The organism is Rufibacter soli (genome assembly GCF_054781795.1).
Genome location: NZ_BAAGTS010000005.1, coordinates 225,429 through 239,511, shown reverse-complemented (window position 1 = coordinate 239,511; position 14,083 = coordinate 225,429). Strand labels below are relative to the sequence as shown.

Sequence of the window (14,083 nt, the reverse complement as noted above, 5' to 3'; positions counted from 1 at the left end):
TCTTGTTACAGGTATTTCTTTGCTTTCAGGTACTGCACCCACACCGGGTAGGCGCTGTCCGTGACGTGGATGCCGTCCAGGGAGTACTCTTTTTTGAGTTGGCCGCTGGCATCTGCGAAAAACGGGTGCAGGTTGATGTAAGGCAGCTTGTGTTTTTTAGCCAGGGCCTGGAGCTGCGTGTTCAGGCTGGTCACCGCCGGGTTAAGGCCTTTGAGGTAATCGGGCTTCAGCATCTCATCGCGCAGCGGTAACACGCTCTGCACGTACAGCTTCGTTTTGGGCGACTGCTGTTTCACGCGCCGCACCAGCCGCTCATAGTTCTGCAGGATGAGTGCCTCCGGGAACCGGCGCGACAAGTCGTTGATACCAATGAGCAGGAAAAGCTTCTTGGGTTTGGCCGCCAGAATCGTGTCTAGCCGGGCCAATACGCCATGCGTGATGTCGCCGCCAATACCGCGGTTAGCCACTGGCAGGCCCGGCAGCAGTTGGGCCCAGTTGCCGCGCGCCGTAATGCTGTTGCCCAGGAACACAATGGCGTTCTTAGGAACAGGCTGCGCCCGGAATTCCTTTTGGCGCAACTCAAAATGCGGATTGACATAGTTGCTGTCAATCTTGGCTGCCTGGCCAAAAACCCCCAACGGCCCTAGAAGGCAGAACGCCGCTGCGCCTAGCCTCCCTAAAATTTTAAACCGCCTGGAGTTTGTCTTCATCTTTTTCCGTTTTGCGGCCGTTTTTCCCAAAACAGGCCTGAAACACTTTTAAAATCAGGGTTGGTTACTGAAAGCATTTCCACCCTGGCCAATGGGCCTTTCTTCCAATTGCCGTTTTGGCCCTGTTTTCGCAAAAACAGGCTTAAAACGGCTATAGCGCTTTTTCCTTCTTGAGTTGCTCCACCCACTTGGTGTAGGCCACCAGTTTCAGGTGCAGGCCGTCGGTGCTTAGGTTTTTGTCCAGTTGACCGGTGGCGTCTACCAGGGCCGGGTGGATGTTGACGTAGGTGTAGCGGTACTCTTTGGCTAGGGCCTGCAACTGCGTGTTGAGGTCCTGGATGCGGGCGTTGGTGATGTTCTTGTAGATATCGGCCAGCATGCCTTCGTTCACGGGCAGCACGCTCTGCACGTATACCTTGGTCTTGGGGCTCTCCTGTTTAATGCGCTGCAGAATACGGCGGTAGGCACCAGCAATGGCGGCGGTAGGCACGCCCCGCTTGATGTCGTTCACGCCAATGGCGATGAAGATTTTGGCCGGTTTGGAGGCCGTTACCTCGTCCAGGCGGGCCAGCACGCCCCAGACCACATCGCCGCTAATGCCGCGGTTCACCACCGGTTTGCCCGGAAGCAGCTCCTGCCACTCCCCCACCTCGGTGATGCTATTGCCCAGGAACACAATCTCCTTTTTCTGGTTGGGCATGCTGCGGTAAAAATCCAGGCGCATGTTGTAATGGCCGCCGCCGTAGCTACTGTCTATCTTGGCCGGCTCCTGCTGGGCCTGCGCTGGGATAGAGAAAAACCCGGCCGCCAAAAGCAGGCCCATTGCTAGAATCTTCTTCATCTGCTTAGCTGACTTTTACCAGTTCCTTTTCTTCCATGGGCTTGTTCACGAAGTCCTCATCGGCCTCCTTGAGTTTGTCCCACCAGTTCTTTTTCAGGAACACGCTGGTGATAATGAGCACCACCACCCACGCGGCCGTGTAGTAATTCTCCCTAATCATGAAGTAGATAGGAATGAGCACCTGTGACATCTGCCAGACAATACCCACCAGAATGTTCACAGCATCGCGGCCGCCTTCTCTGTTGGGCACAAAGGTTGGGTCCTCGGCCATCACCTCGCGCTTGATAGGTCCCCAGAAGCCCCACGGGCGTGTCTCACGGTAGTAGTTCTTCACGGCCTCGCGGTTAGGCAGCGGCGACATGTAGGTGCCCACCAGACAGCCAATGAGGGAAAACAGCAAGATGACAGGGAACACGTAGATGTCCACAATCTCGGGGAACACGAACAGCTTGATGGTAGAGGCAATCAACCCGAAGAGCATGCCGTAGAAGTAGCCGTAGCCCGTAAAGCGCCACCACACCCACTTAAGTAGGTTAGCCGCCACGTAGCCGCCGTACAGCGCAGAGGTAATCCAAAGCGTGAGTTTGTTCAGAGACCCGGCGTTGAAACCGAACACAATGCCCACCATCACCAGCACAATAGAGGAGATGATGCTCAGGCGCACGTACTTTTTATCACTGGCGTTGGGGTTGATGTATTTGCGGTAGATGTCATTCACAATATAGGCCGGGGCCGAGTTCACGAAGGCCGAGAAGGTACCCATGAAGGCGGCCAGCAGACCCGCCAAAAGCAAGCCCCGGAATCCGTCGGGCACGAACTTGTTGATGGCGAAGGGCAGGATTTTTTCAAAGTCCATGTTGGCACCCATGCCGTTGAGTTCGGGCACCAGGTACACCAGCGCCAGCACCGCAAACCCAGCCACCATCAAATAGCGTGGAATGTACATGACCCAAATAGTGGTGAAGCTCATTTTGGCGGCCTCTGAGGGCGTACGGGCCGAAAGCACGCGCTGCATGTCATAAGACGGCACAGGACCAGCAATAGAGGCGAAGATTCCCTTGAACAACATCATCATGAACAGGAGCCCGAAGAGGTCAAAGCCATCGGTGGCCAGTTTCTGGTTCACCGATGGGAACGGCGTATTGCTCCAGTCCAGGTCCAGGTTCCAGCCAAAGGTGAGGTCCTTCCAGCCGGCCGGAATGGCCGCGTTGATTTGCTCGGCGCTCACCGAGGTGTAGGCCACGTAGCCAATCACGAAGCACGAGATGGTCATGATGATGAACTGCAGAATCTCGGTGGCCACCACGCTGTACATGCCGCCTTTCACGGTGTAGAGGGTGGTGATGGCGCAGATAATCAAGGCGTACGAACGCTCCGAAGAAACAAACCACTCGCCCAGCATGAAGCTCATGTCCCAGGGCAGGATGATGACGCAGAGTTTACCGATGCCTTCAAAAAAGTAGGCAATGAACCCCAGCACGCTAATCACGGCAAAGGCCACGATGATGATGTGCGAAAGCTTGGCACCCTTGCCGTCCCCGAAGCGGAAGGTAATCCACTGCGCGCCGGTCATCACCTTGGAGCGGCGCATCCAGATGGCCAAAAACACGAACACGAACACCTGGTTCCAGACCGGCCAGAGCCAGGGAATCCAGGCGCTTTTGAGGCCGTAGACAAACAGAATCATCACGGTCCACATGGTGCCCGAGACGTCAAACATACCCGAAGCATTGCTCAGCCCCAGGTAGTACCACTTCATGGTGTTGCCGCCCAGAAAGTAGCTCTGCATGTCAGTAGAGGCCTTTTTGGAGATGTAGAACCCTACGCCCAAGATGCCCACGATGTAAGCAAAGATGATGGCAATATCTAGTACACTTAAATTCATTCTATTCTAATGTTGGGCGGTTTGTTTATTTGTTTGGTTTGTCAGTTTTCAAGGAATAGCTAGGTGCGCCAGAACCAGCCTTTGCGGGTGGTGAAAGCCGTCACGGCCACCACGGCGCCGGTAATCACAAAGGTCTTCACCACACCCAGGTACACGTTGGCTTCGCGCAGCGCTTCCAGCCCTTCAGAAAGGTGGGTGAGCGCCAGCAACGGAGACACTAGGAACGCCGCAGCCACGTAGGCCACCATGGGGTTTTGGCCCGATTGGATAATGGATTTCCAGAGCAGGTTACGGTGGAGGGACTGCGAGAGCACCTCGCAGAGAATATAGGCGAAAAATGCCAGGCCGCTGGTCAGAAACCAGAAGCTGTACGAAGACGGGTCTTTCTTGATGCCACCCTCATAGGGTTCAAAGGTGAGGCCCAGAAACAGGAAGAACACGCCCCAGCCGAAGAGCTTTTGGAACAGCTGTTCCTGCACATTGGCCGGTTTGCGCAGCAGCCACAGGCCAGCCGCACTTAAGGCCGCATCCAGGGCCAGCGTCAATCCTAGCTGGCGGGTGTAGAGGCCATAGAGGTTCCCCAGGATAAAGGCGAAGCAAACCACCGCCAGCAGGCCCTTGGAGACGCCTTTTTCAGAAGAAGCCGCCGTGCTGCGGTACTTCACCAGCAAATCGCCCAGCACCGAGCCGGGCAGCACAATGCACAGGTATTTGAGGAACATGAACTGGTACATCCACTTCACTGACGGGTGAAAATCCCAGATGGCGCTGGTCCAGCTGCCTTCAATATCGTGCGTAAGCCGGATGGCGGCAAAGAAGGCCAGCGCGCCCATGCGTAGCAGCAGGTTGTGGCGGGTCAGCACCCAGATAAGCGACCCGAACACGGCCATGTTGGCCAGCACCACAATGATGATGTCGTTGCGGGTATGGTCAAAAGTAAAATCGGTGAAAGTGACGTGCGCCCACAGCAGGGCGGCGATAAGGCCAAAGCCGGCCAGTTTGAGGCCGGTGGCCTGGCCGCTGCCCATCTTCGGGAACCGCATGAACACCAGGAAAAAGCACCCGAAAGTAAGCAGGGAGGTCAATTGGTTCACCCAGGCCGGCCCCTGCAAGCCAAACCAGCTCAGATGCCGGATGATAATGGCAAAGAACAGCAGCAGCGCTCCACGCTTAAGCACGTTCAGGAACACCTCGCGTCCCTGCCCCTGGTCCAGTTTTTTGCCCATGGCCAGCGGGAACGCCGCGCCCATGGAGAACAAAAAGAACGGGAACACCAGGTCTACCCACGTAATGCCGGGCACCTCGGGCGTATAGGTGAAAGCCGGCGGGCCTACCTGCGCGTGGAACATCCAGCCCGGCCAGGGCAGCTCATGCGGAAACACCCCGGAGAACACCATGCCAATGATGGCCAGGCCGCGCAACGCATCAATCCCTAGCGCGCGCGCTGCCACCGGCCGACTGGCGACGAGGGGAGCTTCAGCTACCAGTGGTGATTTTACGGCGGGGGTGGCAAGTAGGGCCATGGCTGCGTTGGTTAAGGCGTTGGTCTTGGATCTGGTAGGCTACTGGTTACTTTTGGTATTTACTTATAGTAGATGCTTTTTTATTTTAATTGCCCTCCTGCCCGGCCCTGGCTAACATGGCGCTGTGTGGAAGCGCCCGTTGTTGGCCAGTAGCTCTTGGCAGGAGTAGCAATTAATGAGGTGGCAACAGCCAGAGCCGTTGCCGTTTTAGGCCTGTTTTTGTAAAAACAGGCCTAAAACAGATATTCTATTCGGTGAGGCCGCGTTTCAGTTCTTTCCACCAGCCCTCGTTGATGACGTGCACAATGTCAAAGACCATGGCCCCATCAGATTTGGCGCGGCACATTTTCAGGGCTTTCACAAACTGCTCGGGGTGGCCTTTGTACTGGTCCACGTACAGGCCGGCGTACACGGGGGTCTTGCCCTTGACAATGTTCATGGCCATCTCGGCGGAGCCCTCCACGGTGTACCAGTCCTCGGTGCCTTTGCCCTGGCCCGCCTCTGAGCGGTTCACGGTGGACACGTTGATGTTTTGGGCCTCTTTCTTCTCTACCTCAAAGTAGTAGCTGCCGGTGGTGTAGAGGTCCAGGGCCTCGGCGTAGCCGAAATTCTTGTAGTTGGGCGTGGCCCAACTGTAGGTCTGTGACGGGTCATATTCCTTGCTAGCCCAGTTCACGCCTACCTCATAGTAAGTAGGGTACCAGGAGCCGGTGTAGTCCCCGAAGATGAGTTTGGGGTTGATTTTCTTCAGCTCGGCGCGGGCCTCGTAGATGAAGTCATGAATTACCTTGGCGCGCCACTCAATCCACTGCTTGTAGAGCGGCCCGGGCACGCGCTCAGGCTTGCCGTCCTTGGTCTTGGCGTCCTTGGAGTAGGTGTAGATATCAGCGGGGAAATTGGCCACAGGTTTGCCCAGGTGCTTCTCAAACAGCTTACGGGAGGCATCTGAGAAATCGGCCTCTATGCCGTCATAGCGCACGCGGTCCAGGATGATGCCGTCCAGCTTGGGGTACTTGCTGACGAGCTCCTTCAGGATGGACATCTCATATTTCTGCACCTCGGGCAGGGCCGGGTTCACCATGGCCGAGTACTTGTGGGTGAGCGAGGTGATGGGCTTCATGCCCTCAGACGTGTAGTTGAGCGAGGCCCAGGGTTTCTTGGAAGGGTCTGTGAACACGGGGCCGCGGCTGAAGTGGTTATGGCCCGCCACGAAGATGTTGGTGGAGGCGTGCACGGTCATGCCCAGCTTGTGCGCCTCGTCAATGAAGGCGGTGAGCAGGTCAAACTTCTCGGTTTTGGTGAACCCGGCCCACTCGTTCATGACCGGCGCAATCTTGCTGGGAAAGAGCACCTCGCCGGAGATAGGCTTCACGTCCACCACCACATCGGTCACGCCAGCGTCTTTGGATTTGGCCAGGTAGTATTTGATGGAATCCTGGAAGGAGAACCGCTTGAAGTTGGCCGTGGCGTCAAAATACAGCAGGTTGCGGCCTTTCATGCCCTTCACGGCCGGGGCCGAAGGCGTGGATGCGGTCTGGGGGGAACCGCAGCTGCCGGCCAGCAGCAGCAGGGAAAAAGCAAAGGGGAAATATTTTTTCATCATACTCATCAATAACTAAGCAAGCGGTGACCGGGCGTTGGCCCAGAGGTCAGCATTCCTGTTTTGGGCCTGTTTTCGGGAAAACGGGCCCAAAACGCGGCCCTTTCCTTTTTCAGGTAATATTGGTCTTCAGCTTCTACTCGGTCTTCAGGGAAACTCCCTGCGCCTGCACCTGCCCGTTGAAATCTACCGGCAGGCTGAACGGATTCAGGAACTTGTCCACGATTACCGCGGCCTGCCGCCGGTTCAGTTCAGTCTCTGGGGCAGCGGTGGCTTTCAGGCCTAAGGCAGCCCACTGGGCCACTACCTTCTCGTAGGTCACGGCAGGGCTCACGGTGCCCAGCATTTCCACCAGGGCTTTCAAAGTCAGGTTGGCGCCCGAGGCCTGGAACGTTTTCAATGGCTCAGGGTAATAGGTCCTTAGGCCGGTCACCAGCTCATACTCGCTGATGGGGCGCTCTGGGTAGAACCAGGTCTGGTTGGCCCACTTGTAGGCCAGCCCCGTCCCTTTCAGGATACCGGTGGACCCGATGCGTTGCAGGGCGGCAAAATGCGGATCCTGCGGCTTCACGTCAATGTAAGGCATGAGGTAGGCTTTGGAGTCCAGCAGGGCCTGCTGCACCTCTCTAATGCGCACCTCGCGCGGCTGCACCTTGTTCTTGAGCGAGACCGCGGCCAGCGCGCCGGCCGCCTGCCCAATCCCCAGCACCACTGGCTGAAGGCGGGTGGCGCCGTTCACGATGTTGGTCACCCCAATGCTTTTCTCGGCCACGATAAGCCCGTCTACCCCCTGCGGGATGAGGGAGCCTAGCGGCACGTTGTAGGAAGGCACCTTGATTTTAACGAAGTCAATGTTAGGCGCTGCCGGGTTTTTCAGGTGATGGTGGTCAATGGTATAATCGCCCACGGCAACGCCTGTGCGGTAGTAGGCCTCTTTCTGGTCAAAGGGCTGGGCCACGTGCTGCAGCGCAAACCGGGCCAGTCCCTTCACCCGTCTGGACTCACGGTGGTAAGGAATCATAGGCAGCTTATCGGCGGTGGGGAACTCGTCCTGGGCAATCCCGAAGCTCTTGAACCCGAGCTCGGTCTGCAGGTAATACAGGAAGCGCAGGGTATGTAGTTTGGCTTCCTTCAGGGCCTCGGTGCGTTGGGCGGGGGTTTTCTCAATGATGTTCATGTAGATATCATTGCCGCACTTGGGCCAGTTAATCATGTACTTGTCATTGGGCAACTTGCCGTAGCCAATCATCTGGAGGCAGTCTTTGTTAGGCCCTCCGTCGGCCGCGGGGTCAGACACGTCACAGGCGCAGTCAAACTCCTTGGGGTTATAGCCGGCCGGCTTCTTAATGGTTTTATCAGTACCTTTTCCGTAGTCCTTGAGCACCACCACGTAGGTAAGGTCCTGCACAATGTCGTTGGCTTTCTCAGGGGCATAGGCCTCGCCGGTTTCAGAGCGGCTGTCCATGCCTATATCATATTTGGCGCCGGCCTTGGCCATCACGTCTCCCAGCTCGGTGGCGTCTATCACCAGGCGGGCTTCAATAACCTGTTTCTTCTTTCCTTTCTTCACGGTCACCTTCCAGCCCTCGCCGTGTTTCTGCAGGTCTTGCCAGGCGGTAGTGTACCAAATGGTTAGGTTCTTTTCCTGGGCCAGTTCCTTGAGCATGCGGTTCCCGATGCTGGGTTCAAACAAGGTGTTGCTTACCCAACCGGTCTCCACCGCGGCCGGACCGCCGTAGTAGTTATAGAGTTTCTGGCGGAACTCGCCCCACAACCCTGAGGGCATCTGGTGATTTCCGTCAATGGCCGAAACCCCGGCCGAGGTGAGCATACCGCCCAGCCACTCGGTTTCCTCAATGATGAGCACCTTGGTGCCCATGCGGGCCGCCTGCACGCCAGCCGTGGTACCGCTGGCGCCGCCGCCTATAATCAAAAGGTCGGTTTTAACAGTTTGCGCCTGGCCTTGGAAGGCTCCGGCCCCTGCACTCAGAAAAAGGATAATGAAAAAAGAGAATACGTGACGCATAAGGGGATTCTTATTTACCTCTAAATTATCTACATTTTTAAAAACTACAAAGCATTTTTAATTTTATTTATTAAGTTTCTCTGTCTAGGCTCTGCTTCTTGCGTTCTATTTACAAGGCGCGGCATTATAAACAGACCCAGAGAATCAGGCTGGATAGGCGCCCTGAAAGCCGAAATAGACCTTCGGCTGCCTTTCCTATCCTGCAGGAGGAAAACCGGCACCCAGGCAAAAAACCAGACGCTGTTTTGGGCCCGTTTTCTTAAAAACAGGCCCAAAACAGCGTCCGCCTAATTGATACCTACCGCCAAAGATGTTTACCGCGCCGTTACCGAAGGCGGGTTCTGGCCGGCAGTAGTGGCCCACTGGCGGTTAGGCGACGGCCCCATGTCAAAGGTCAGCTTCCCCCCCTGCATCACTTCCTGGTGGGTAATGTAGGAACGCTCCAAAGCCTTGCCGTTGAGGCGCACGCCCTGCACATATTTATGCTGGACGCTGTTGTTTTCGGCTTCCACCTCAAAGTACTTGCCGGGGCCTACCTCAATCTTGGCCTGGGTTACCAAAGGGCTGCCCAATACATAGTTTCCGTCGGCGGGATTGACTGGGTAGAAACCCAGCGCGCTGAACACGTACCAGGCGCTCATCTGCCCGCAGTCTTCGTTGCCAGCCAAGCCGTCTGGCTTACTGCTGTACATGGTAGTCATAATCTGGCGCACCTTCTCCTGGGTTTTCCAGGGTTGGCCGGCGTAGTTGTAGAGGTAGGCGATGTGGTGGCTAGGCTCGTTTCCGTGGGCGTACTGGCCAATGAGCCCCGAGATGTCGGGCGACACGTTGGGCCCGGTCATCTTGGAGGTGACATTAAACGTGGAGTCCAGGTGCTGGACAAAGCTGGCGTCTGACCCGAACAGGTTAATGAGACCCTGCACGTCGTGGGGCACAAACCAGCTATGCTGCCAGGCAGTGCCTTCAATGTAGATGCCGTCAAAGCCGTGCTCAGAGTGGAATGGGTCAAAGGGAGTCACCCAGCTGCCGTTGGCGTTTTTACCGCGCATGAACTTGGTTTCCTTGTCAAACAGGGCCTTGTAGGAGGCTGCGCGCTTCATGTATTTCTGGTAGTCCTGGGCTTTGTTCAGTTTTTTGGCTACCTGGGCAATGCACCAGTCATCGTAGGCGTACTCCAGGGTCTTGGTCACCGACCAGCCGTCCTTGTCGGCCGGGATGTAGCCGTAGGTGCGGTAGAAATCGGTGCCGCGCACGTTCTGGGCCGCGCTGGCCTCCATGGCCGCATAGATTTCCTCGGCCTTTTCGGGCAGGAAACCTTTCAGAAGGGCATCGGCTAGCACCGGCACGGCGTGGTAACCGGTCATGGTGTTGGCCTCGTTGCCCGATAGTTCCCACACCGGCAGAAGCCCGTGCTCTTTGTAGCCCTGCAACAGGGTATGCATCATATCGGGCACCCGCTCCGGCTGCGTGATGGTGAACAGCGGGTGGGTGGCCCTAAAGGTGTCCCAGAGGGAAAAGACGGTGTAGCGCTGGAACGGCACCGTGGCCACCGTATCCCGGAAACCTTTGTACTGGCCCTTTACGTCTGAGAACAGGCTGGGCGCCAACGCGGTGTGGTAGAGGGCCGTGTAGAAAATGGTATCCATACCGGGGGCAATGAACGAGGCCTGAATCTTGCCTGTTTCCTTGGCCCACTGGTCTTTGGCCTGCCGGGCTACCCGGTTGAAGTCCCAGCCTGGCAGTTCCTGCCGGATATTCTGCAAAGCCCCCTCCACGCTGGCGCTGGAGATGCCCACTTTGATAAGCATCGGCTTAGCCCCTTTGCCGAAGGTGAGCAGGGCTTTGGCTTTCCTGCCGCGCACCTCTTTGCCGGCCACGCTTTTCACGCTATCCAGCAGCTGCGCCATCTGCACGGGCTCAGAGAGAACGGCCGCGAAATAGACCCACTGCTTCCGAGCCCAGCCCGTAGACTTGCGAAACCCCGTCACCAGCGTGTCGTTCACCAGCGTAATCTGGGTCTCGGTGGGTTTGTCCCAATTGATTCTAAAGCCCAGGTCCAGCACCACCCCTTTCACCGAGTCGGCGGGGAACTGGTACTGGTGCAGGCCTACCCGCTCGGTGGCGGTAAGCGCCACGTTGATTTTATTGTTTAGCGTAACGGTGTAAAAGCCGGGCACCGCCGATTCCCGGTCGTGGCTGAACTTCTGGCGCGGGTTGTTGCCCAGGTCAGCGGGATACTGCGGCATAAGGGAGACGTCGCAAAGGTCGCCAATGCCGGTGCCGCTCAAATGGGTCTGGCTGAAGCCCGCGATAAGGCTGTCTGAGTAATGGTAGCCTGAGCACCAGTCCCAGCCTTCCGTGCCGTTGTCCGGGCTTACCTGCACCATCCCGAAGGGCACCACCGCCCCGGGGTAGGTATGCCCGTGGCCGCCGGTGCCTATGAACGGGTCTACCTTGTCAACCCCGGCCATCAGCTTTCCTGAATCCTCTTGGTTTTGGAGGGCACAGCCTACCAGTAAACTCAGGGGCAACAATACCCCAAACGCACCTTTTATTATCTTCATCTGCCACTAATTTATTTACGCCAGGAGCCTCGCCCGCTGGCCATACAAACCTCGTTTTGAGCCCGTTTTCAGGAAAACACCCTGAAACGGAAATTCCCTTTTCTCAGTGCCGGGAAAGGCTAAGGCCTTTTCTTCCTGAAATCCGGGAACCGCACCGGCTCTTTGTAGAGGGCCTTGAAAAACGCCTTGCGTTTCTTGAGGCCTTCGTAGAAGAAGTACACCTCGCCGTTGATGCTGTGGGCGCGGTTGTAGTTCACCATCTGCGTGAGCAACTCCTCTGAGGCTGTGTAGTCATCCACCTGCAGCAAAATGCCCGGGTAGAACCCCTCTGGGTTGAAGTTGCCCAGCTGCTGGCTCAGGACTTTGTTCATCTCGTTTTGGTAAGGGCGGGAATCATAGCGGTACACCTGCGGAATCACCAAATCCACCAGGCCCATGTTGAGCCAGGCCGGCCAGTCCTGCAGGTAATTCTCCTCGGCCCAAGGGTAGATACTGGGCGCCATGGAGATAATCATCTCCGGCTTGGCCTTGCGTACCTCGGTCACCAGGTCTTTGAGGAAGAGGTTCAGCTTGCCCGAGCGCCATTTCACCCACTCATAGTCATTCTCATAGGTGGGGGGCGCCTTGCCGCTGTGCTCAGATTTGTAGAGGTTCACGGTGTAGGGGTCGTAGCCGCCGTTGCTGGGCAGGGCGGGTAGCCGATCATCGCCCTGGATACCGTCTACTTCATATTTGCGCACCACCTCCAGCACCAGGTCCTTCACAAAGCCCTGCACCTCGGGGTGAAAAGCATTCATCCACTGAAAGTTGTTCTTGGCGGTAATGTTGCCATCCTTGTCCCTGGAGGCCCACTCCGGCTTTTTCTGCAGCAGCACCCCGCCGGTGTGGTCATTAATGGAGGCCGCAAAGCCAAACTCGAACCAGGCAAAGACCTTGATATCCTTCTTTTTGGCCTCTTCTATCAGTTCCTGCAAGGGGTCACGGCCGGCAAAGACCGGGGCAATGGACTGGCCAGTGATTTTCTGCATCACCTCGCTCTGGTACATGGTCTGGGCGTCATTCAGGGTAACCACAAAGATGGCATTGAAGCCCAGCTCACTGCACAGTTCCACCGCCTCTTTGATGTTGGCTCGGGAATTGAGCGCGTCACTGACCACATTGGTGAGCCAGACGCCCCGTATGCCGGTTTTCGCTGTTTTTTCAGGACCGGGTCTGGAGACCGTGCACCCTGCCGCCGTTAGCAAGCCACCCAAAAACAGGAGCACTACCCAAAGCTTCTTGATTGACAGATAAGACATAGATAGTGGATTGTGATTCATAATTTAGTAAAGGACCTGTGGCTGCTAGTCATGACGCCCAAGCGCCGCACAGCATTCGATCCTCCTTAAGGGTGCTATTTCCTTGGTAAAGAAGAATTAGGAACAGGCCTAAAGTAAGGCTTATATTTCTAAACTAAAATTTGTTTTTAAATGTTTTTATAAAGTCAAAGCTAGTTCCTTAACCCGCTAAGCATATAAATAAAATGCAGAATATGTGTAAACACTACACCATAGATTGCAATAATTGAATAAATTTGAATTATAGGGAGCATAAGCTCGCCAGGAAGGCCTCCTTATGAGACAAGATTCACTGAAATGACCAAAAACTTTTTCGCCGATATAAGCAGTGATACCCCTACTGGTGTTGCCTACCGCAATGTAAACCAGAAGAAGAAACTGATTTCCTACTTCGCCAACACTGGCAACGCCACCATTGCCGAACTGGGCAAAGAACTTAACCTAAGCGTGCCCAAGATAACCAGCCTACTCAATGACCTTATGCAGGACGGCCTGGTGAAAGACTACGGCAAGGTGGATTCTACCGGGGGCCGCCGCCCCAACCTCTATGGCCTGGCTCCAGACTCAGGCTTCTTCCTGGGCATTGACGTGAAGAAGTTCCACATTAACATTGGCCTCACAGATTTCCAGAAAAACCTGGTCAGCAGTTTTGACAAGTACCCCTACCGCTTAACCAACAACCTGGAGTCACTGGAGGAGCTGTGCCAGATCATTAATAAATTCATTGATGATCTGCCTATTCCAAGGGAGAAAATTCTGGGGATTGGCATTAACCTCTCTGGCCGCATCAACAACCAGAAAGGCTACAGCTATAGCTTCTTCCACTTCCATGAAGACCCCCTGAGCAAGATCATAGAGAAAGAGGTGGGCATCAACGTGTTTCTTGAAAACGATTCCCGGGCCATGGCTTTCGGCGAGTTTTGCTCTGGCGTTGTGAAAGACGAGAAAGACGTCTTGTTCCTGAACCTGGATTACGGGATTGGGATGGGCATCATGATCAACAGCCAGCTGTACTACGGTAAGTCTGGGTACTCTGGGGAGTTTGGGCACATTCCTATTTTCCAGAACGAGATCATCTGTAAATGCGGCAAGAAGGGCTGTCTGGAAACTGAAGGTTCTGGGTGGGCTTTGATTGAAATGTTCAAGGAGCAACTGCAGGCGGGCGCCTCTACCCTGGTTACCCGCGAGAACATTCAGGTAGAAGACCTCAAACTAGAGGACATCATCAAAGCTATCCACAATGATGACGTGCTGGCCATTGAACTAATCTCCAGAATAGGCGAAAACATTGGCAAAGGCATTGCCCTGCTCATTAACATCTTCAACCCTGAACTGGTGATCCTGGGCGGCAGCCTGGCCTCTACCGGCGAGTACATTCTCCTGCCCATCAAGAGCGCCATCAAGAAATACTCCCTTAGCCTGGTGAACAATGACACGCAACTGAAAATATCCATCTTGGGTGAACAAGCCGGTGTAATAGGGGCCTGCCTATTGGCGCGCAACCGGGTGTTGGCCTTAGAAGACATTTAACCAAACTCAGAGATAAGGATAAAAAGGATGATGCCTGTTTTGGGGCTGTTTTCATAAAAACAGCCCC

General features: G+C 55.5%; 9 protein-coding genes. 1 reads left to right on the top strand and 8 read right to left on the bottom strand.

All coding sequences use genetic code 11. The features are described 5' to 3' along the window. Window positions 1-5: 5 nt before the first annotated feature. The 8 genes from ACYVJQ_RS15590 to ACYVJQ_RS15555 all read right to left on the bottom strand — a co-directional run bounded on the left by ACYVJQ_RS15590 (window position 6) and on the right by ACYVJQ_RS15555 (window position 12,447). Window positions 6-710 carry a GDSL-type esterase/lipase family protein gene (locus tag ACYVJQ_RS15590; RefSeq protein WP_460894038.1) on the bottom strand — a complete coding sequence of 235 codons (705 nt, stop codon included), beginning with the start codon at window positions 708-710 and terminating at the stop codon, window positions 6-8. Between the two features lie 151 nt (window positions 711-861). Further along, entirely contained in the window at window positions 862-1,551 is a 690-nt protein-coding gene (locus tag ACYVJQ_RS15585; RefSeq protein ID WP_460894037.1) for a GDSL-type esterase/lipase family protein, read from the bottom strand. A 4-nt stretch (window positions 1,552-1,555) separates the two neighbouring features. Beyond that, the gene (locus tag ACYVJQ_RS15580; protein WP_460894036.1) at window positions 1,556-3,436 is read right to left on the bottom strand and encodes a sodium:solute symporter family protein; all 1,881 of its coding nucleotides are present in this window, start codon (window positions 3,434-3,436) and stop codon (window positions 1,556-1,558) included. A 59-nt stretch (window positions 3,437-3,495) separates the two neighbouring features. Further along, window positions 3,496-4,959 carry a DUF5009 domain-containing protein gene (locus ACYVJQ_RS15575; protein WP_460894035.1) on the bottom strand — a complete coding sequence of 488 codons (1,464 nt, stop codon included), beginning with the start codon at window positions 4,957-4,959 and terminating at the stop codon, window positions 3,496-3,498. Window positions 4,960-5,206: 247 nt separating this feature from the next. After that, window positions 5,207-6,562 carry an alpha amylase family protein gene (locus ACYVJQ_RS15570; protein WP_460894034.1) on the bottom strand — a complete coding sequence of 452 codons (1,356 nt, stop codon included), beginning with the start codon at window positions 6,560-6,562 and terminating at the stop codon, window positions 5,207-5,209. Window positions 6,563-6,695: 133 nt separating this feature from the next. Then, window positions 6,696-8,585: an FAD-dependent oxidoreductase gene (locus ACYVJQ_RS15565; protein WP_460894033.1), complete on the bottom strand. Its 1,890-nt coding sequence runs from the start codon at window positions 8,583-8,585 to the stop codon at window positions 6,696-6,698. 314 nt (window positions 8,586-8,899) lie between these two features. Continuing rightward, window positions 8,900-11,149 (bottom strand): GH92 family glycosyl hydrolase, encoded by a 2,250-nt coding sequence (locus tag ACYVJQ_RS15560; RefSeq protein ID WP_460894032.1) that lies wholly within the window; start codon window positions 11,147-11,149, stop codon window positions 8,900-8,902. 119 nt (window positions 11,150-11,268) lie between these two features. Beyond that, window positions 11,269-12,447 carry a glycoside hydrolase family 10 protein gene (locus ACYVJQ_RS15555; RefSeq protein WP_460894031.1) on the bottom strand — a complete coding sequence of 393 codons (1,179 nt, stop codon included), beginning with the start codon at window positions 12,445-12,447 and terminating at the stop codon, window positions 11,269-11,271. Between the two features lie 336 nt (window positions 12,448-12,783). Here ACYVJQ_RS15555 and ACYVJQ_RS15550 point away from each other — a divergent pair, with 336 nt between their 5' ends. Then, entirely contained in the window at window positions 12,784-14,016 is a 1,233-nt protein-coding gene (locus ACYVJQ_RS15550) for an ROK family transcriptional regulator (RefSeq protein WP_460894030.1), read from the top strand. Window positions 14,017-14,083 lie beyond the last annotated feature (67 nt).